This window comes from Streptomyces lunaelactis (genome assembly GCF_003054555.1).
In the GTDB taxonomy this organism is placed as follows: domain Bacteria; phylum Actinomycetota; class Actinomycetes; order Streptomycetales; family Streptomycetaceae; genus Streptomyces; species Streptomyces lunaelactis.
In genome coordinates this window covers 7,034,570-7,054,495 of the sequence record NZ_CP026304.1, presented here as the reverse complement: position 1 = coordinate 7,054,495, position 19,926 = coordinate 7,034,570, and the positions used below count along the sequence as shown (strand labels likewise).

Here is a 19,926-nt window from a genome sequence, read left to right as displayed (position 1 = left end):
GCGTGATGGCGCGCCCCGGCCGCCCAAGTATGTGTCACGGCAGGTCGGAGGCTGGGCAGCGGGTGCGCCGCGTAGGTCATCGGGTGCCGTCGGCGGTGAGCTTCTCCAGCGCGGGCACGTCCTTCTCGGTGACGAGCGCGGGGCCTGTGAGGATCGGCTTGCCGCCGCCGATCACATTACCGTTGATCTTGTTGAGCCAGAGCTCGTCGACGGCGAGATAGCCCTGGAGGTAGGGCTGCTGGTCCACGGCGAAGCCGATCTGCTTGGCCTTGAGCTGCTTGACCACCTCGGCGTTGAGGTCGAAGGTGTTGACCTCGGCGCTGGAGCCCGCGCCCTCCTTGGCCTTGACGGAGGCCGCGGCGAAGGGCGCGCCGAGGGTGACGATGGCGTCGATGTCCTTGGCGCTCTGCAGCTTCGCCTCGATGGAGGAGGTGGAGGCGGGCATGTTGGTGCCCTCGACGTTGAGGTTCTCGACGGTCCCCTTGAACGTCTTCTTCACGCCGGCGCAGCGGGCTTCGAGCGAGACATTGCCCTGCTCGTGGATGACGCAGACGGCCTTCTTCTTGCCGCGCTTGTTGAGCTCCTCGCCGACGGCCTCGCCGGCCACGGACTCGTCCTGGCCGATATGGCTGAGCGCGCCGACCGCCTTCGAGAACTCGGCGCCGGAGTTGATCGTGACGACGGGTATGCCGGCCGCGACGGCCTTCTTGACGACGTCCTGGACGGCTTCGGGCTTGGCCAGGGTCACGATGATGCCGTCGACCTTCTGGTCGATGTAGGTCTGGACGAGCTGGGCCTGCTCCTTGCCCTCCTTGTTGGCGGCGTAGAGGAACTCGACGTTGTCCTTGCGTGCCGCGACCTTGGCGCCGCTCTGGACGATGTCCCAGAAGGTGTCGCCCTCGCCGGAGTGCGTCACCATCGCGATCTTCAGCCGTTGGGTGGTGGCGGCCTCGCCGCCACCGCCGCCCTTGGAGGGGGTCTCCTTCGCCTCCTTGCCACCGGAACTGCTGCATCCGGCGACGACGACCAGGGCACATGCGGCGAGCAGGGCTGCTGCCTTGCGGTTGGTACGCATGGTGGGTCCGCCTTCTCTCCCGGCCGCCCGGTTGCGGCTGGGTGAGTTTTTACGGCGGTCGCGGGGACCTCGTCAAGACTTTGTCCGAACATTCTTACGCGACTGACATTCTTACGTGACCTGATCGTGCGGGCCGCTACGTCGCGTCCAGGTGAGCCGGTCCCAGGTGAGCCGCGGACGGGCCGGGTGGGCTATGGCCGGACGAGGAGCTGGAACTCGAAGGCGTAGCGCGATGCACGGTAGATGTGCGAGCCGAACTCGATCGCGCGGCCGGTGTCGTCGAAGGTGGTGCGCTCCATGGTCAGCAGCGGTGCGCCGGTCTCCTCGGTCAGCAGCTCGGCCTCCAGCTCGCTGGCGGCCCGCGCCCCGACCGACTGCCGGGCGCTGTGCAGCGTGATCCCCGCGGCCCGCATCATCCGGTACAGGCCAGTGGCCTCGAGCCGCTCGGTGTCGCATTCGAGGAGGCCGGACGGCAGATGGTTGCGCAGCCGGGCCATCGGCTCGCCGTGGGCGAATCTCAGCCGCTCGATCAGCCGGACGTCGCTGCCCTCCGGCACGCCGAGTGCGGCCGCGACCTCGGCGCTCGCGGGCTCGATGCGGTTGGTCAGCACGATGGTGGCCGGCCGCTGACCGGCCGACTCCAGGTCGTCGTAGAGGCTGCTGAGCTCCAGCGGGCGCTTGACCTGGCTGTGCACGACCTGGGTGCCGACGCCCCTGCGGCGTACGAGGAGGCCCTTGTCGACGAGGGACTGGATGGCCTGGCGGACGGTGGGGCGGGACAGCCCGAGCCGGCCGGCCAGCTCGATCTCGTTGCCGAGCAGGCTGCCGGGGGTGAGGGTCCCTCTCTCGATGGCCGCTTCCAGCTGTTGCGACAGCTGGAAGTAGAGCGGGACCGGACTGGTGCGGTCCACGCTCAGCTGGAGAGACAGGGACGGGTCCGTCACGTGTCTGGGCTGCTTGGGCACGGAGCGAGCGTAGTCGCAGGGAATGTTGACGGGAAGTCGTGAAGTTCGGTTGTCAGGACAAAGTCTTGACATGGTGGCGGGCCCGGCATCACCTTTGGGCCATGCGCATCGGACTCATCGGGACGGGACGAATCGGCACTTTCCACGCGGGCGTGCTCAGCCGCCATCGGGAGGTGGGTTCACTGGTCGTGGCGGACGCGGACGCGGCGCGGGCGGCCGAGGTCGCCGAGCGCACCGGCTCCACCGCCGCGCCCGGCGTGGCCGAGATCTTCGCCTGGGGCGTGGACGCCGTGGTGATCGCCTCCGCGACCTCCTCCCACGCCGACCTCATCGCCCGCGCGGCCCGGGCCGGCCTCCCCGCCTTCTGCGAGAAACCCATCGCGCTGGACCTGCCGCGCACGCTCGGCGCGCTGCGCGAGGTCGAGTCGGCGGGCACCCTGCTCCAGCTGGGCTTCATGCGCCGGTTCGACGCGGGGTACACGAAGGCCCGCGAGATCGTACGGTCGGGTGCGCTCGGCCGGCTGCACACCGTACGTGCCATCACCTCCGACCCCGCCCCGCCTCCCGCCGCGTATCTGCCGCTCTCCGGCGGCCTGTACCGGGACTGCCTGGTCCATGACTTCGACATCCTGCGCTGGGTCACGGGCCGCGAGGTCGTCGAGGTGTACGCGACCGGTTCGGACGCCGGGCCCTCGATGTTCCGCGACGCGGGCGACGTCGACACGGCGGCGGCGCTGCTCACCCTGGACGACGGGACGCTGGCCACCGCGACGGCCACCCGCTGCAACGGCGCGGGCTACGACGTACGGATGGAGCTGGCGGGCGAGCTCGACCAGGTCGCGGTCGGCCTGGACGACCGCACCCCGATCAGCTCGACCGAGCCCAAGGGCCCGCCCGCGGCGGACAAGCCGTGGCCGGGCTTCCTGGAGCGGTTCGCCCCGGCGTACGAGGCGGAGCTGGACGCGTTCGTACGCATGGTGCAGGGCGAGAGCGAGAACCCGTGCGACGGGCGCGAGGCGCTGGCGGCGCTGCGGATCGCGGAGGCGTGCGAGGTGTCTCGGCGGGAGCGACGTCCGGTGCGGCTCGAGGAGATCCCCGGCGGCTGACTCTCAGGACTGCTGGGCGGACAGTACGGTGCCCTGCGCGACGGCACAGAGCGTCTCGTCGCCGTCCGCGTTCACCGTGAACAGATCGCATCGGACGACGGCCTGCCGACGTCCGGTGTGCACGACTGCGGCCCGGGCGACCAGGGCGTGCCCGGTCGCCGGGCGGACGTACTGCACGGAGAAGCCACTGGTCAGCACGGCGGCCCCGAGCGCCGTACCGGCGGCGAAGGTGATGGAGTTGTCGGCGGCGTACGCGAGGACTCCCCCGTGCAGATAGCCGTTCTGCTGTTGCAGCTCCTCCCGGATGTCCACCTCGAGCACGGCCCGCCCGTCACCGAACGCGGTGATCCGCGCCTGGAGCAGCCGGCTGAAGGGCTGGCTGTCGAGGACCTTCTGGGCCGTGTCGAGGTCAAGTCCGGGCATGGTCGGGCTCCTTGCGCGTTCGGAGGGGCGTTGACAGGTTCGCAGCGAGTTCGGCGACGGCTCCGCTACCACCGCACCGGGAGCCGGCGCACTCCGCGCATCAGCATGCCGGGCAGCCAGTCGAGCGTTCCCGCCGAGGCGTCCAGGGCAAGGTCCGGGCAGCGCTCCAGCAGCGAGCGGAGCGCGATCCGCGCCTCGAGCCGGGCCAGCGGGGCGCCCAGGCAGTAGTGGATGCCGTGCCCGAACGCGAGGTGCCCCTGGGTGTCGCGCCTGATGTCGAAACGGTCCGGGGACGGATAGCGGTCCGGGTCGTGGTCGCCCGCGGCGATGCCGACCAGGACCGCCTCGCCGGCCGGGATCACGGTGTCGCCGACAGGGACGGGTGCCGCCGTGAAGCGCACGGTGCCGGTCTCCACCGGGCCGTCGTAGCGCAGCATCTCCTCGATCGTCCCGTCCAGGAGGCCGAAGTCGGCGCGCAGGGCGGCCAGTTGGCCGGGATGTGCGAGCAGGGCGCGTACGCCGTTGGAGATCAGATTGACGGTGGTCTCATGGCCGGCGATCAGCAACAGATAGGCCAGGGCGCGCAGTTCGGCAGCGGAGAGCCGGTCGTCGTCCTCCGCGCGGGTGCGGATGAGGGCGGAGAGCAGATCGTCCGTGGGGCCGGCGCAGCGTTTGTCCTCGATGAGTTCGTTGAGGTACGCGGCCAGTTCATGGATGGCGCTCTCTTCGGCCGCCACGCCCGTCGGGGCCACGACCTCGTTGGACCACTTCCGGAAGGCCTCGCGGTCCGCGGCCGGAACGCCCAGCAGCTCGCAGATGACGATGATGGGCAGCGGGAAGGCCAGCGCGTCCACCAGGTCCCCGTGACCGGCCGGCAGCATCGCGTCGAGCAGCCCGTCGGTGATCTGCTGGATGCGCGGGCGCAGGCCCTCCACCCGGCGCGCGGTGAACTCACGGGCGACGAGCCTGCGCAGCCTGGTGTGGTCCGGCGGGTCCAGGACCAGCAGATTCGGGCCGATGACCCGCTCGTCGAGCATCGTCCCGCCCACCGTGGCGGGCGACTTGGACAGCCGTGGGTCGGCGAGCGCGGCCCGCGCCTCCTCATGGCCGACGATCAGCCAGATCTCCTCGCCGTTCGGCAGTCGCACCTCATGAACGGGCCCCGAATCGCGGAGCCGTGCGTAGTACGGATACGGGTTCGCGACGAAGTCCGCCCCGTACTCCCCAAGATCGACGATTGTCATCGCGTCAGCCTACGTCGGCTCCTCCTCGTCGAGCAGCCCGGCGTCGTGCGCCAACAGTGCTATCTGGACACGGTTGTTGAGGCCCAGCTTGGCCAGGATGCGCGAGACGTGCGTCTTGACGGTCGGCACGCTCATAGCGACGGCGAGGGTACCCACGACCGCGACGGGCTTGAGGCGCCTGGGGCGGGGCGCGTGGGACGGGGCGCGTGGGTGCCGCTCGCTTCAGCTTGCCTAGTAGGTGCCGTACTCGGGACGGCCCGCCAGTTCGTAGGTGTTGATGGCCACGCCCGCGGCCGTAGTGCGGCCCCCTGTGTGCCGGAAGGCCGTCGGTACCGCGCCGTTCGCGAAGAGGCGGCGGCCCGTGCCCAGGACGACGGGGAACGTGAGTACGTTGAATGTGTCGATCAGGTCGTGCGCCATGAGGAAGTGGGCGAGGGCGCCGCTGCCGTGAACCTGCAGCTCCCCGTCCGTGCGCTCCTTGAGCGCGGCGATCTCCTTGGCGAGGTCACCTCTGACGATGGTGGTGCCTTCCCAGTCGGCCTTTTCGAGCGTGGTCGAGACAACGTACTTCGGCAGGGAGTTGAGCCGGGAGGCGACCGGGTCGGCGGGGTCCGTCACCTTGGGCCAGTAGCCGGCGAAGATCTCGTACGTACGGCGGCCGAGCAGAAAGGCTCCGGCCCGCTCGAAGACCTCGCTGATGAAGCGGCCGAAGTCGTCGTCCCCGTAGGGCACGGACCAGCCGCCCAGTTCGAAGCCGCCGCTGGGGTCCTCGGCCGGCCCGCCGGGGGCCTGCATCACGCCGTCGAGGGTGACAAAAGAGGTGATCGAGAGCTGTGCCATGGGAGATACCTGCTTCCGGGAGTGTGCGGTGTTCCGTTCATGAGCTGAGACCCCGGCCGCGCCGGGAATTCATCGGTCGGCAGGGCGAGGGGCGGGCGGTCAGCCCGCGTTGGTGGAGAAGAGCCCGCCGGTCGGGCCCTGCTTGTCGCCGCCCTGGGCCTTCCTTAGTGCGTTGGCGAGGCCCTCGATGGTCAGCGACTGGAGGATCACCCGCCCGTTGCCCTCCAAGGTGGCGAGCGAGAGTCCCTCGCCACCGAAGACGGCGTTCATCAGGCCCTGGCGGTTGAGGCCGCCGACGCGCTGGACTCCGTACTGGATGCCCTCCTCGAAGGCGACGATGCAGCCGGTGTCGACCTCGATGCGGCCGCCGAAATCGGCGGGGTTGAGGTCGATGAAATTGCCGGCGCCGCAGATGATGACGGTTCCGAGGCCGGTGAACTTCTCCAGGATGAAGCCCTCGCCGCCACTGCGGCCGGTCTTTCCGCCCTGGAAGGCGATACCGAAGACGACGCTGGACTCGGCGGCGACGAAGGCGTCCTTCTCGGCGAACCAGGCGCGAGAGCCGTCGAGTTCGAGTGCGCGCATCTCGCCGGGGAGTACGCCCGCGAAGCCGACGGTGCCCTCGCCGCCGGTGGAGGTGAAGTACTGGAAGGCGAGGGACTCACCGGCGAGGGCGCGCTGGCCGGCCTGTATGGCCGTGCCCATGGCCTGGCGCAGCATGCCGCTCATGCCGCTCGTACCGGATCCGCCGCCCCCGCCGTCCCCGGCGCCCGCGGCCTGACCGCCGCTACCGCCCGGTGGACCCGACAGCCGGGTCTCCATCGTCACGTTGGAGGTCTTGAACAGGAACTTCCCGGCCTCGCAGTAGACGGTCCGGCCGGGCTGGAGGGAGACGACCGCCATCTGCATGGCGGTCCCGACGATCTCTTGCTGGAGGGTCACGGCAGAGATTCAACGTCCGTTTGCCGCCAGACCCGAGGAGGCAGGGCCGATTTCCTTGAGGCCCTGACCACTTTCCGTCAGAACCAGTTACGGACACGAGGGATACGACATGTCGAGGACGGCTTTGGTGACAGGTGGCAGCCGCGGTATCGGGGCGGCGATCGCCCTGCGGCTGGCGCAGGAGGGCGTCGATGTGGCGATCACGTATGTACGGGGCGAGGACGCCGCTCACGAGGTGGTCCGCAAGATCGAGGCGACGGGGCAGCGGGGCCTCGCGCTGCGGGCGGACGCGGCCGACGCCGAGGCGCCCGGGGCGGCCGTCGTCACGGCCACGGACCGGCTGGGGCGGCTCGACATCCTGGTCAACAACGCCGGCGTCGGCGTGCTCGGCCCCCTCGACAGCCTGTCCGCGGGCGATCTGGAGCGGGTGCTCGATGTGAACGTACGGGCGGCGTTCCTCGCCTCGCAGGCGGCGGCCGCCCGGATGGAGCGCGGCGGCCGGATCGTCTCGATCGGCACCTGCATGACGAAGTACGTGCCGGGCCCCGGCGGCACCCTCTATGCGATGAGCAAGTCCGCGCTGACCGGCCTGACCAAGGCGCTGGCCCGTGAGCTGGGCGAGCGCGGCATCACGGCGAACCTGGTCCACCCGGGCCCGATCGACACGGACCTGAACCCGGCGGACGGCCCGTACGCCGAGCCCCAGCGGGCGGGGACGGCGCTGGGCCGGTTCGGCAGGCCGGAGGAAGTGGCGTCGCTGGTGGCGTACTTGGCGAGCGACGAGGCGGCCTACATCACGGGCGCGGAACTGTCGGTGGACGGCGGCCACGCGGCCTAGGTGTATTGACCGCATAGGTTCACCGGGTTGAGGTCTCTTGCTCTGTGCCCGCTCAGAGAGCGGTCGTGGTCGCCCAGTTACGGAAAGGCGTGAGGGCCTCGGTGAGGTTTCCAGGGCCACACGCGGCGTGGAAGGTCTTCTCGACGTCTGCCTGCACCTGCTGCGCCGCGAGTACGGCGCCGCTGCCGCCAACGCCGTGGCCCGCGACCTCGTCCTGCCGCCGCACCGGGACGGCGGGCAGGCCCAGTACCTGGCGGCGCCCGTCCCCGAGGACGGCGAGGACGAGCGCCGCGCGGACGTACTCGCCTGGGCCCGCGAGCACCTCCACGAACCGCTGCCCGTCGCGGAGTTGGCGCGGCGCGCCCTGATGAGCCGCCGCTCCTTCGCCCGCCGGTTCACCGCCGCGACCGGCACGACGCCGCACGCCTGGGTGCTCGGCCTGCGGCTCGGCCGGGCGGAGGAGCCTGGAGACCACGGACCTGTCCGTCGAGGAGATCGCCCGCTCGGTCGGCTACGGCTCCGCGGCCGTCCTGCGCGAACAGTTCGTCCGCCGCCGGGGCGTGCCACCCCGCACCTACCGCCGTACGTTCACGAGGACGCAGTAGCCGCTGGAGCCGCCCCGCTCGCACACCAGGTATCGACTCGGTAACGCAGGGTGATGACCGGCGGGTAGCTCTTTAGGCTCCTCGCGAGCCGCTCTGGTGGCGGCCTTCTGCGGGGGGGCTGGTCCATGGAGAGATACCGGCGGTGGGCTTATCCGGTGGCAGCGGGTGCTCTGTGTGGTGTGGCCGCGGCGGTGTGCATCGCGGCCTACGAAGGGCGACTGCAGGACCTGTACTGGGGCGATGCCGGGGTCTCGGTGTCTTTCGCGGCCGTCGGAGGATTGCTGGCGCATCGGCTGCCGCGCCACCCGCTGGGCTGGCTCATGCTCCTGATGGCGCAGAGCGGTTCGCTCGGATGCCTGATCCACCAGGTGTGGCCGCTGGCGTCAGCAGCACGGATGCCCGGCACAAGTGTTCTCGGCTGGATGACGGCGTGGGTGTGGTGGCCGGCCTTCGGCGCGCTTCCCCTGGCTCTTCTGCTGTACCCCACGGGACGCCTGCCTTCGCCGCGCTGGCGCCTGACCGGCCTCATCTTCTCGGCTCTGGTGGTTCTGCCAACCGCCACCCTCGCAGTGGTCGGGGCCATCCATCCCACGGCCGGCGTGGTGGATCCCGAGGACATCGGGCAGAGCCCCCTCTTTCCCGTGAACCGGGTCACGTTCATCGCTTTGCAGGTATGTCTCCTGATTGCCCTGATCTCGGTCGTGACACGGTGGCGAAGAGGAGCGCGGCTGGAGCGCGACCAGTTGAAGTGGCTGGCCTTCGCCGTCGCGCTGGCCATAGGCGGGCAGGTCGCGCTTGACCTCGTCCCGTACTCGCCCGTGGTGCTGCATGGGATCGGCTTCTGCCTCGATGCCGGCGTCCCCGCCGCCGTGGCCGTCGCGGTACTGCGTTACCGGCTGTGGGCCATTGATCTGATCATTCGGCGCTCGCTTGCCTATGCGGGGCTCACTGCGGGCGTGGTTGTCCTGTATGCGGGTGTGATGTGGTCGGTCAACGGTGTTCTCCACCGGAGGTCCACCTTCGCGGCCTCCGTGCTGGCGACCGGCGTGGTCGCGGTGGCTCTTCAGCCGCTGCACCAGCGCAGTCAGCGTGCCGTGAACCGGATCTTCTTCGGTGACCGGGACGAACCCCACACCGTCATCGCCCGTCTGACCGCACGTCTGCGGTCCTCGGTCGAGCCGGACGCCGCCCTGCCCATGGTGGCCAGCACTCTGGCAGACGCGCTGCGCCTGTCGTACGTAGCCATCGAGACGCCCGCGGGACCCCGCGTGCGTCATGGTGCGCCCACCGGCACCGTACTGACCCTTCCGCTGGAATACCGGAACGCGGTCATCGGCCGGCTGATGGTCAGCCCCCGACTGCCGGGAGACGACCTTTCCTCCGCCGACAGAGAGCTGCTCAACCAGACAGCCGGACTGGCGGCGATGGCCGTGGAGACCGCCAGGCTCACCGCCGACCTGAGGGAATCACGTGAACGTGTGGTACGTGCACGCGAGGAAGAGCGTCGGCGTCTGCGCCGGGACCTGCACGACGGCGTCGGGCCCTCCCTCGTGGGGCTCCGCCTGCGGCTCGCGGCAGCCGAGCACCTGGCTGAGGGCAGCGCGGAGCACCTGCGCGAACGGCTCCAGGCCCTGCAGGTCCTGGTGGACGGCATCACGTCCGATGTTTCCCAGGCGGTGGTGGGCCTGCGCCCCGCCGCTCTCGACGACGAAGGTCTGATCGAGGCTCTGCGTCTGTACGCGGAGCGGCTGTCCTCCCCCGACAGCATCCGCATCACCGTGGAGGCTGAAGGGGACGCAGCGGAACTGCCCGCAGCAGTGGACGCCGCCGCGTACCTCATCGCTACAGAGGCCATGACCAACGTCGTCCGGCATGCAGCCGCCACGCAGTGCGTCGTGACCGTGCGGGTGTCCGACATTCTCGAACTGAGTGTCGCCGACAACGGAAAGGGGCTGAGGGCGCAGCGTCGCCCGGGAGTGGGGCTGACCTCCATGCGTGAGCGGGCGGAGGAGCTGGGCGGCGAGCTGTTGCTCGACACGAAGCAGGAGCGCGGTCTCACTGTGGTGGCGCGCCTTCCGCTGGGGAGCCCGAGTTGACACCGATCCGGATGGTCATCGTCGATGATCACGAAGTCTTCCGCAACGGTCTGCGCGACTACGCGGAGGTGGCGGGCATGCATGTGGTGGGTGAGGCCGGCAATGCCGCGGAAGCGGTGGACGTCGTTCTGGACACGGAACCGGACGTCGTGGTGATGGACTTGGAGATGGCGGGAGGCGACGGGCTGACAGCGATCCGCGCCTTGGCCGGTGAACGGCCGGACCTGCCGGTCGTCGTCGTGTCGGGCTACGACGAGGGTTCCCGGGTCAGCGACGCGCTGCGCGCCGGTGCCGCCGGATTCGTACTGAAGACGTGTTCAGCACCCGCTCTGCTGGCGGCTCTCGGTGCGGCCGCCCGAGGACTGACCGTGCTCGACCACACTGCGCGCAGCCACCTCTTCGGTGCCCTGGAGGCGGCACGGACGCCGGCGGCCAGTCCCTTCCCCTCCCTCAGCGGGCGGGAACGTCAGGTGCTGACCCTGCTCGCCCAGGGCAAGGAGCCGTCCCGAATTGCCCGTGAGCTCTTCCTCGACCCTCACACGGTGCACAACTACCTGTCGTCCGTCGTTCGCAAGCTCGGTGTGGCCGGGCGCAATGAGGCCGCAGAAGTAGCGCGAGCCCACGGCTTGGGGAACGGTTCCGGTTCCAGGCCGGGTGACCCGTGACCGGGAGAATCGAGGACTGATCAGGGAGTGCTCCCGGGACACCCGGGAGCCGAGCATGGGATGCATCGGCTCAGTACTCCGATTCGGCCGGGAGCAGCAGAGAGAAGAACCACTTCTCCAAGGCCGCCTGGACACCAGATTGAAGGAGCATCGCATGACTCGAGCGTCGCTTCGGCGCCTTGCCGTCACCCTGTCGGCCATCAGCGTCGTGTCAGGTCTGGGCCTGGGACCGGCCGGCCTTGCCCAGGCATCGCCACGGCCGGCGACGGTCGCCGCGGCACAGCACGTCCTCTCGGCTCCCGTTCGGGCAGCAGCAACGCAATCACCGGCCCTCTACTACCACGACGACTACAACTTTCCGACGTGGGTCTTCGGGAAGACGCGGCTGTGTGTCACAGCCGGCTACTCGGCCCCGGGCACCGCAAGGGTGCAGAGCAGAGCGCCCCTTGCGGCTCCTGAGTACGTCTCCGTAGGAGCGGGCCAGACGCGTTGTGTTGAGAGGTGGTGGGGCGGGTTCCCGGTCAACGCGATGAACATCACCTACAGCCGGCTGACCGTCACGGCCAGCTGAGGAGCGGGGCCACGGTTCTGGTCCTGTATACCAGCCGCTTGTCGCTCCGGAGACCCCCCTGGGCTTTCCGGAGGCGCGTGAAAGCCGGCGCCCCGCCCTCGGGGCAGAACGAACGAAACCATTCGCTTGGCGTCCTACGAAGGAGCTCGAGCATGAAAAGGTCACGTATCAGAGCATGGATCGTCGCAGTGAGCTCGACGATGCTGGCCGCGGGGGTGGCGCTGGCACCCGTGCAGACAGCCATGGCCGATCCCGCCGGCGTGCAACGCACCCTCGACTGGGAGCAGTCGGCTGACCGGACCCTCCCCGCCGCGGCACCCGCCAACCTCAACAAGCAGTGGGCCACTTCGTACGGCGCCACCAACGTCACCAGCCCCACACGCGACGGCTCCCACGCAGCCCGCTTCGAGCTGCGCAAATCCGATCCGGTCGTCTCCAGCAGCAAGCGGGCGGAGATCTCGCAGCGCGACGAGCAACCCGCAGGCGCCGACCGGTGGTACGGCTTCAGCATCAACCTCGCGACCACATGGACCCACGACACCTCGGCCGAGATCGTGAGCCAGTGGCACCACTGCGACGTCGGCTGCCCGGGCACCTCTCCCCCCTTGGCACTTCTGACCGACGAAGGGCGCTGGAAGATCGACTTCCGCGGTGAGCCCATCGATCTGGGTGCCTACACCACGGGGACCTGGGTGGACTGGGTCTTCCACGTGACCTGGAGGACGGACAGCACCGGCCTCCTGCAGGTGTGGAAGAACGGCGAACGCGTCGTGCACCAGACCGGCGCCACCCACGACGGGGGACCACGGTCGCCCTACTTCAAGTTCGGTATCTACAAGTGGGACTGGAACACCGGAGCTCCCTCCAGCACCACGCAGCGGGTGATGTACTACGACGCTCTGCGTCTGGGTGACGAACGCGCCGTCCACAGGGACATCGCGCCCCAGCGAACCTGTGCGCGAGCCCCAGCGGTCGCCGCCGCGTCCGCCACCACGTACGAACCGGCGAACCCACCCTCCAACGCCATCGACAGCAACCTGACGACCCGCTGGTCCGGCCAGGGATTCGGCGCCGCACTGATCCTCGACACGGGCGCACCCCGCCAGCTCTGCGGCGCCACCGTGGCCTGGCATCGCGGTGACCTGCGGTGGAACGACTACACCATCCACGCTTCACAGGACGGCGTCTCGTACACCAAGGTGTGGGAGGGCCGCAGCTCCGGGACGACCACGGCGCCGGAGACGGTGCACTTCACCTCGGGCGCCCTGGACGCCCGATACCTCAAGATCTCGTTCTGGGCGAATCCCGAGAACGACTGGGCAAGCATCACCGAAGCGAGGCCACTCGGTCTCTAGTGCTCTGACCGCGTGGGTTTACCGGGTTGCGGGTCATGCTGCGTTGGCGAGGGGGGCGGCCTCCCCATCGCATGCCCTCCTCGCTGCGGATTCGGGCGCGCTCTCGTCGCTGAGCTGTGAGGACGTCGGGGTGGCGAGTGTTGGCGTTGCGCCAGCGCAGGTATGCATGGACTGCGAGGGTCTGGACGGTGTGGTTGGGGTGGGGGGAGTTGGCCAGGGTGAACTGTCTCAAGGGCCCGAAGTGGGCCTCGATCGGATTCGCCCAGGAGGCATTAGTCGGGGTGAAGCACAGTTCAACCCGGTGCTTCTTCGCCCAGGTCCGGATCTTGGCGCCCTTGTGAGCGGACAGGTTGTCCGTGATCACGTAGATGGGGGCGCCGTCGGGGCGGGCGACCCGGATCGACTTTCAGCGCGGCCAGGGACTGTGCGGCGCCCTTGTGCCGGCGGTTGACGCCCCACCTGGTGTCGTCACCGATCGAATAGCAGCCGTGGAAGTAGGTGACGCCGTGGGTGCGGTGGTAGGTCGCCGGGATCCGTTGGGGTCGGTTCTGCGGCGCCCAGCAGGATCCTGCGGTGGGGCGGATGCCGAGTGGCCCGAACTCGTCGAACGCGAAAACGCGGTCGGGTAAGTGCTCCAGGACGTGCTCGATGCGGTCGAGCTTGGCGTCTCGTTGCGGGTCGGTGGACTCCTTCCAGGTCTTGGTGCGTTGGAAAGTGATGCCGCGTCGCGACAGGAGGCAGCGCAGGGCTTCGCGGCCAATGCGGATCACGCGTCCGTGGACTTTGCGCAGGTAGGCGGCCAGTTTGCGGATGGACCAACGGGTGAAGAGCTGGTCGAGTTTGGTCGGGCGGGTGGTGGCCGTCACGACGACGAAGTCCTCGTCGTCAGCGCTGAGCAGGCGGGCACGGCCTCCCGCCCACTTGGGGTCCAAGCAGGCCAGGCCGATCTCGTTGAAGCGGTGGATGACATCGCGCACAGTGTCCTCGTCGGCCGCCACAAGCTGGGCGATGACCGGCACCCGGGGGGCCTCGGCCCCCGGACTCCCCGCGCCTCGATCGCAGGCGGGGCTGGAAACTCCAGCCCCGCCGGCGATCGAGGAAACGGCCGAAGGCCGTACAGGGTCCCCTGGGTCAGCCGCCCAGTTCCTGGTGGCGCGCGGCCAGCCTCGTCGCGCCGACCTCCGTCAGCGAACCGAACAGCCGCAGCCGCGAAATCCCGCCGTCCGGGTAAATGTCCACCCGCACATGCGTACCCACCGCCCCCGCCCCCAGCACAAAGCGGTGGTTGGTGTCCGGCTGGAGGCGCGTACGCGGCAGCGCCTCGGCCCACTCACCGGACTCGCCGTCGCGGACGGACAGCGACGCCCAGCCCGCGCTGTTGCCCTTCAGATACGCCGTGTCGATCTCCACCGCGCGGATCGACGCCTGCTCCACCAGCTCGTAGCGGATCCAGTCGTTGCCCTTGTCCCGGCGGCGGCGGGTCTCCCAGCCGTCGTCCATCTTGCGGGAGCGGCCCGGCTGGATGGTGTTGGTGGCCGGGGAGTAGAAGCGGTCGGACGCGTCCTCGACCTGGCCGCCGTTCTCCAGCGCCACGACGTCGAACGTGCCCAGCACGCCGAGCCACGCCGGGTCGGGCGCGACCTCGCCGTAGACCCGCAGGCGGGCGATGCCGCCGTCGGGGTGCTGGTTGACGCGCAGGTGCGTGAAGCGCTGTTCGACGTCGACGGCGAAGCCGTTCGCCGCGTGGCCGCCGATGGCCGTACGGGGGACGAGCGTCGCCCACTTCACGTCGGGGGCGAGCAGTTCCTCGGGCGAGGGGGATCCGGCCACCGACGCGGCCTCGACCGACACCGCCTGCGGGTAGTTGCCGCGGAAGTGGGCCGTGTCGATCACGATGCCGCGTACGACGCCGGGCGCACCGAGCCGTACCAGCGCCCAGTCGTGGTCGTCGGCGGTCGGGTGCGGCTGCTCGGCCGAGATGCCGCGGCGACGGCGGGTCTCCCAGCCGTCCATGATCTTGCCCTTGTGGCCGAAGTGCTCCGGGTCGAACTCCGCGGCCTCGGGCTTGAGCATGTTCTCGCGCTCGGCGAAGAACTCGTCGTTGGCGGCGATGACGCCCGCGCCGAGCCGCCGGTCGGCGAGGTCGGCGTGGTGCGCGAACGGGAAGTCGGCCGTGCGGTAGTCGGCGTACGGGTCACCGCCGCCGAACGGGCCGGCGTCACCGGTGAAGGAAGGGATGGACACGATTCAGATGTTCCTTTCGAGCAGCCGGCCGGTCGGCTCGGCCAGGGTGCCGTTCTCCACGATGCGTTCGCCGCGCAGCCACGTCGACCTGACGACTCCGTGCAGGGTCTTGCCCGCGTAGGCCGTCACCTGGTTGCGGTGGTGGAGTTCGGCCGGGTCGACGGTGAAGGTCTCGTCCGGCGCCAGGACCGCGAAGTCCGCGTCCCGGCCTGCCTCGATCGCGCCCTTCTGGTCGAGCCCGGCGAGCTCCGCGGGAGCCGCCGACATCCAGCGGACGACGTCCTCCAGGGTGTGGCCGCGCTTGCGGGCCTCGGTCCAGATCGCCGGGAGGCCCAGCTGGAGCGAGGAGATGCCGCCCCAGGCGGAGGCGAAATCGGGGGTCTTCAGATCGGTGGTGCAGGGTGAGTGGTCGGAGACGATGCAGTCGATCGTCCCGTCGGCCAGGCCCTCCCACAGCGCGTCCTGGTTCTCGGCCTCACGGATCGGCGGACAGCACTTGAACTCCGTTGCCCCGTCGGGGACTTCCTCCGCCGTGAGGGTGAGGAAGTGCGGGCAGGACTCGACCGAGATCCTGACGCCCTCACGCTTGGCGGCGGCGATCGGCGGCAGCGCGTCGGAGGAGGACAGATGCAGTACGTGCACGCGCGCGCCGTGCCGCTTGGCCGCCGCGATCAGGCCCTCGATCGCCGTGTTCTCGGCGTCGCGCGGCCGGGACGCGAGGAAGTCGGCGTACTTGGGCCCGGACTCCTGGGGCGCGGCTGCCAGCTGGTGCGGGTCCTCGGCGTGCACGATCAGCAGCCCGCCGAAGCCGGCGATCTCGGCCATGGAGCGGGCGAGCTGCTCCTGGTCGAGCTCCGGGAACTCCTCCACGCCGGACGGCGAGAGGAAGCACTTGAAGCCGAAGACGCCGGCGTCGTACAGCGGTCGCAGGTCCTTCACATTGGACGGGATCGCGCCGCCCCAGAAGCCGGTGTCGACGTGCGCCTTGGGCCGCGCCACGTCCTGCTTGGTGCGCAGGTTGCCGACCGTGGTGGTCGGCGGGAGGGAGTTGAGGGGCATGTCGAGCAGGGTTGTGATGCCGCCGGCTGCGGCCGCGCGGGTGGCGGTCCAGAAGCCTTCCCACTCGGTGCGGCCGGGGTCGTTCACATGGACATGGGTGTCGACGAGGCCGGGGAGTACGACATCGTCCCCGAAGTCCTCGAGCCGGGCCCCGGCCGGCACCTGGGCGGCGTACGGCTGTACCGCCACGATCTTCCCGGCGGCGACGGAGACCGATGCGGCGCACGTCCCCTCCGGGGTGATGACGCGTGTCGAGCGCAGAACCAGGTTCACGTCCCTGTCGGACACCCGTGCCCTCACTTCCATTCCGTACAGCGAAATTCAACGAACTGTTGAAGGAGTCTTCACTCCGGAGTCCTCTCCGTCAAGACCCTCCCGATCCATGCTGCCCGCCTGAACGTTTCCACAAAGTGAAACTGGAATTTCGCTGAGCAGAAGGTAGATTTGACCGAAGAGACCGGCAAGAGATGGCCGGAGGTGGCTGCCGACCCGGGGACAAAGGGGCCCTGACCGGCAGAGACGCCTTGACGAGAGCAGTGTGCCGGGCGCAGGCGCCCGGTAGGCTGCTGACTTGCCCGCCTGCCCGAAAGGACCGTTGACGTGCCGACGTCCAGCGCCAGCACCACCGACACCGCCAAGACCGCTCCCAGCGGTGGCGTGCAGTCCCTGGAGCGCGCATTCGACCTGCTCGAGAGAATGGCCGACGCCGGTGGCGAGGTCGGGCTGAGTGAGCTCTCCGCCAGCAGCGGCCTGCCGCTGCCCACGATCCACCGCCTCATGCGCACCCTCGTGGCCTGCGGCTACGTACGCCAGCAGTCCAACCGTCGCTACGCGCTCGGCCCCCGTCTGATCCGGCTGGGCGAGTCCGCATCGCGGCTGCTCGGCACCTGGGCCCGCCCGTACCTCGCCCGCCTGGTCGAGGAGACCGGCGAGACGGCGAACATGGCGCTGCTCGACGGTGACGAGATCGTGTACGTCGCTCAGGTGCCGTCCAAGCACTCCATGCGGATGTTCACCGAGGTCGGCCGGCGGGTGCTGCCGCACTCCACGGGCGTGGGCAAGGCGCTGCTCGCGCACACCCCGCCGGAGGAGGTACGGGCCCTGCTCGCCCGGACCGGCATGCCGGCCGCCACCGAGAAGACGATCACGACGCCCGAGGGCTTCCTCGACGCACTGGAACAGGTGCGGCGCGCGGGCTACGCGGTCGACGACAACGAGCAGGAGATCGGGGTCCGCTGCCTGGCGGTCTCGGTGCCCAACTCCCCGACGGCGGCGGCGGTCTCGATCTCCGGCCCGGCGGGCCGGGTCACCGAGGAGGCCACGGAGAAGATCGTCCCGATCCTCCAGGAGGTCGCCCGGGACCTCTCGGCGGCGCTGGCCAGCACGGCGGCCCAGGCCTAGGAGACTTCTGAAGATCTTTGTGTGGGGCTGTCTGGGTGCAGGGCGGACGGCACCTCTGGCTATGTGGTTCCGGGCTTGATCGTCCAGGTGCCGTGGGTGACGTGGAGTCCGAGGTTGATCAGTCGGCGGAGGTTGAGGGCGGCGGCCCGGTGGTGGAGCCAGGCGTCGTTCTTCAGGGTGCCGCGGTAGCGGAGTCTGCGGCTGTGGCGGGTGAGCCAGGCTATGCCGCGTTCGACGAGGGGGCGCCAGTGGCGGTATTCGTTCTGCCAGGCGGGGTCGGTGGCGGCCTGGTGTCGGGCGTTGGCCTGCGCGTCGTGGTGGGGACGGATGGTCACGATCCGCCCGGCCTTGCCCTTGGTGCACCGCCCGCGCAACGGGCAGCCGGTGCATAACTGGTTGAAGTAGGCACGTCGTTGCCGGCGGCGGCCGGACTCGGGAGTCAGCGGCACGGTGTGCCCGGCCGGCAGGTCACTGCCCCGGCCGTTGTGTCGATGCGGAAGTCGTCCAGGGTGAAGCCACCGGGAACGGCCGGCCGCAGCGGCGGGGGCTTGACGACGGGGGTGTGCCCCGCGGCGGCCAGATGGCTGCGGGCCTCGCCGGTGCCATAGGCGGTATCGCCCAGCACCGTCAGCGCCCCTTCCTCGTCGGCGAGCAGGTCGTCGGCGACGGCAGCCTCATGGTTGTCCGCACCGTCACCACGCCGCAGGGCGACGGCGGTGAACAGGCCGGTCTCCGGCTCCAGCGCGATGTGGCCTTTGTAGCCGTCGGTGCGCTGATGGCGGGTCTTGTGGATGTGCCTCGCCTCGGGGTCGACGGTGGAGACGATGCGGCCCTCGGCGGTCTTGCGGGCGATGCGCCAGCGGCCGTCGGTGCCATCGGAGTCCTCGGCGAGCTCCACATCCTGCCCCGCCACCAGGGCCAGGATGCCCACCGCGTCCGCGGCCTGCTCACCCAGGTCCTGTTCGGGCAGATGGCCCAGCAGCCGCAGCGCATCGGACACCAGGGCATCCACCAGCACGTCACGGGCCGCTTCGTCGTCCCAGGCGATCCGGGGCTTGCCCGGATCGCGGTAGTCGTGCGCGGTGCACTGGACGGCGGCGACCTCGGCCGCACCGGGCACCTGGCGGATCACCCGGCGGATCGCGGCGATCAGCTGGGTGACGGTGTCCTGGGTGGCCACCGCGTCCTCGAACACCGTCGAGTCAAGTGCCCGCCGGCGCCGTCCCTTCAGCACACCGGTCTCGTTGATGATCTCCCTCACCCGGCTGAAGATCCGGTCCCGGTCACCGGATATGGCCAGGCGGCGCCGGAAGTAGATGAACAGCGACGGATCGAACCCCGTGTCATACAGGCCCAGCCCACAGGCTGCCTTCCACCGCAGGTCACACCGCAACTCGGCCACCGCGTCATGATCCGTGCGGTTCTCCAGCACCTGTAACACCGTCGCACAGGCCAGCACCTGCGGCGGCACCGACGGCCGCCCGTTCGCCGACGGATACAGATCAGCGAACATCTCCTCCGGGAACAATGCATCCCGGTGCTCGGCCAGGAACGCGAACACGCTCCCGGACGGAATCAACTCCCGGCACGTGGCCCACACATCAGGCCCGACCGGCTCCTTCGGCCGCCGCCCCAACATGCCTACAACTCTGGCCCCGGACCACATGATCCCGGGCCAGAACGGTGCTGCTGATGGCGAGAGTCTGCACGCGGGTCGCCCGCAGCAGCGGGTTGTGGATCCGCAGCGGGCCCATGTCGTTGTGGGTGTAGCCGAGAGCGTGGTCCACCTGGCCGCTGATGACGTTGGCGGCGAGCATGCCGCAGACGACGAGGACGAGCGAGTAGTAGAAGGCGCTCAGGCCCAGGCCGCTGTGCGAGTCGAGCGGATGCCCGTCCTCGATCTGCACCTCGGCGGGATCGGCCAGCAGCAGGAGTGTGGCGGCGGGCAGTTCGGCTTGCGTGGCCTTGGCCTGAGTGGTCAGCTGCTTGCCCACCTGCGCGGAGGCCGACTGTGCCGCCGTCGTCGCCGCCTGCCGCGCCATGCTCGAACCCACGCTGCCGGCGGACTGGTTGGTAAGCACGGTGAGCGTCGGGCGGACGGCGTCGCCCGACGCCTCGGTGCCGGCGAGTGCGGCGACGGAGGAGGTGAAGTCGCTGGGGACGACGAGCGCGCCGAACAGCTTGCCCTTGCTGAGCTCCTCCTTCATCTCCTTCTCGTCCATCACCCTCCAGTCGATCTTGTCCTCGCCCTGGGACGACTTCTTGATCGACTGGACGATCTGCGCGCCGAGGTCGGTCTGTTTGCCGCCGGCATTCACCCCCTTGTCGGCGCTGACCAGGCCGACGGGCAGCTTGTGCAGGTGACCGGCGGGGTCGATGTTGGCGCCGACGTAGAACACCGCGAACAGCAGGGCCACGAAGCCCACGACCATGCCGTTGACGATCCACAGACGCTTCGCGCGCAGAACGCGGAAGGGGTGGACATTACTCATTTCCA

General features: G+C 69.7%; 16 protein-coding genes and 4 pseudogenes. 8 read left to right on the top strand and 12 right to left on the bottom strand.

The window, feature by feature from the left end; genetic code table 11:
* Positions 1–76: 76 nt before the first annotated feature.
* Entirely contained in the window at positions 77–1,075 is a 999-nt protein-coding gene (locus tag SLUN_RS32260) for a sugar ABC transporter substrate-binding protein (protein WP_108153461.1), read from the bottom strand.
* A gap of 191 nt (positions 1,076–1,266) precedes the next feature.
* Positions 1,267–1,986 carry a GntR family transcriptional regulator gene (locus SLUN_RS32255; protein ID WP_108155059.1) on the bottom strand — a complete coding sequence of 240 codons (720 nt, stop codon included), beginning with the start codon at positions 1,984–1,986 and terminating at the stop codon, positions 1,267–1,269.
* Between the two features lie 155 nt (positions 1,987–2,141).
* Between SLUN_RS32255 and SLUN_RS32250 the strand changes: the two genes are divergently transcribed.
* Complete coding sequence (locus SLUN_RS32250; RefSeq protein ID WP_108153460.1) at positions 2,142–3,146, top strand: Gfo/Idh/MocA family protein; 1,005 nt, start codon at positions 2,142–2,144, stop codon at positions 3,144–3,146.
* Between the two features lie 3 nt (positions 3,147–3,149).
* On the opposite strand, the gene SLUN_RS32245 is transcribed toward SLUN_RS32250, so the two are convergent.
* The 5 genes and pseudogenes from SLUN_RS32245 to SLUN_RS32225 form a co-directional block, all read right to left on the bottom strand.
* On the bottom strand, positions 3,150–3,569 hold the full coding sequence (locus SLUN_RS32245; RefSeq protein WP_108153459.1) for a PaaI family thioesterase: 420 nt from the start codon (positions 3,567–3,569) through the stop codon (positions 3,150–3,152).
* A gap of 65 nt (positions 3,570–3,634) precedes the next feature.
* Positions 3,635–4,813 (bottom strand): cytochrome P450 family protein, encoded by a 1,179-nt coding sequence (locus SLUN_RS32240; protein WP_108153458.1) that lies wholly within the window; start codon positions 4,811–4,813, stop codon positions 3,635–3,637.
* 9 nt (positions 4,814–4,822) lie between these two features.
* Positions 4,823–4,948, bottom strand: a pseudogene (locus tag SLUN_RS32235) (LuxR C-terminal-related transcriptional regulator); the annotation flags it as partial.
* 96 nt (positions 4,949–5,044) lie between these two features.
* Entirely contained in the window at positions 5,045–5,653 is a 609-nt protein-coding gene (locus SLUN_RS32230; protein WP_108153457.1) for a dihydrofolate reductase family protein, read from the bottom strand.
* A gap of 99 nt (positions 5,654–5,752) precedes the next feature.
* On the bottom strand, positions 5,753–6,595 hold the full coding sequence (locus tag SLUN_RS32225) for an AIM24 family protein (protein WP_108153456.1): 843 nt from the start codon (positions 6,593–6,595) through the stop codon (positions 5,753–5,755).
* 109 nt (positions 6,596–6,704) lie between these two features.
* Here SLUN_RS32225 and SLUN_RS32220 point away from each other — a divergent pair, with 109 nt between their 5' ends.
* The 6 genes and pseudogenes from SLUN_RS32220 (at position 6,705) to SLUN_RS32200 (ending at position 12,725) form a co-directional block, all read left to right on the top strand.
* A complete protein-coding gene (locus SLUN_RS32220) occupies positions 6,705–7,433 on the top strand; it encodes an SDR family NAD(P)-dependent oxidoreductase (RefSeq protein WP_108153455.1) in 729 nt (242 codons plus the stop codon).
* Between the two features lie 142 nt (positions 7,434–7,575).
* Positions 7,576–8,038: pseudogene (locus SLUN_RS32215) on the top strand (GlxA family transcriptional regulator); the annotation flags it as partial.
* Positions 8,039–8,193: 155 nt separating this feature from the next.
* Positions 8,194–10,134: a GAF domain-containing sensor histidine kinase gene (locus SLUN_RS32210; RefSeq protein ID WP_159100375.1), complete on the top strand. Its 1,941-nt coding sequence runs from the start codon at positions 8,194–8,196 to the stop codon at positions 10,132–10,134.
* The gene (locus SLUN_RS32205; RefSeq protein ID WP_159100374.1) at positions 10,131–10,799 is read left to right on the top strand and encodes a response regulator transcription factor; all 669 of its coding nucleotides are present in this window, start codon (positions 10,131–10,133) and stop codon (positions 10,797–10,799) included. The genes SLUN_RS32210 and SLUN_RS32205 overlap by 4 nt, the downstream gene beginning before the upstream one ends.
* Positions 10,800–10,953: 154 nt before the next feature.
* Entirely contained in the window at positions 10,954–11,370 is a 417-nt protein-coding gene (locus SLUN_RS39680; protein WP_159100373.1) for a hypothetical protein, read from the top strand.
* Between the two features lie 152 nt (positions 11,371–11,522).
* Complete coding sequence (locus SLUN_RS32200; protein WP_108153452.1) at positions 11,523–12,725, top strand: heparin lyase I family protein; 1,203 nt, start codon at positions 11,523–11,525, stop codon at positions 12,723–12,725.
* Positions 12,726–12,777: 52 nt separating this feature from the next.
* Here SLUN_RS32200 and SLUN_RS32195 read toward each other — a convergent pair.
* The 3 genes and pseudogenes from SLUN_RS32195 to allB form a co-directional block, all read right to left on the bottom strand.
* Positions 12,778–13,819: pseudogene (locus tag SLUN_RS32195) on the bottom strand (IS630 family transposase); the annotation flags it as partial.
* A gap of 37 nt (positions 13,820–13,856) precedes the next feature.
* Positions 13,857–14,972: an allantoicase gene (alc, locus tag SLUN_RS32190; RefSeq protein WP_108153451.1), complete on the bottom strand. Its 1,116-nt coding sequence runs from the start codon at positions 14,970–14,972 to the stop codon at positions 13,857–13,859.
* Positions 14,973–16,316 (bottom strand): allantoinase AllB, encoded by a 1,344-nt coding sequence (gene allB, locus SLUN_RS32185; protein ID WP_108153450.1) that lies wholly within the window; start codon positions 16,314–16,316, stop codon positions 14,973–14,975. It abuts the gene before it with no gap.
* A 312-nt stretch (positions 16,317–16,628) separates the two neighbouring features.
* Here allB and SLUN_RS32180 point away from each other — a divergent pair, with 312 nt between their 5' ends.
* Complete coding sequence (locus SLUN_RS32180) at positions 16,629–17,429, top strand: IclR family transcriptional regulator (RefSeq protein ID WP_108153449.1); 801 nt, start codon at positions 16,629–16,631, stop codon at positions 17,427–17,429.
* 59 nt (positions 17,430–17,488) lie between these two features.
* Here the strand turns inward: SLUN_RS32180 and SLUN_RS32175 are convergent.
* Positions 17,489–19,068 (bottom strand): annotated as a pseudogene (locus SLUN_RS32175) (IS1182 family transposase).
* Complete coding sequence (locus tag SLUN_RS32170; RefSeq protein ID WP_108153448.1) at positions 19,031–19,921, bottom strand: YhgE/Pip domain-containing protein; 891 nt, start codon at positions 19,919–19,921, stop codon at positions 19,031–19,033. The pseudogene SLUN_RS32175 and the gene SLUN_RS32170 overlap by 38 nt, the downstream one beginning before the upstream one ends.
* Positions 19,922–19,926 lie beyond the last annotated feature (5 nt).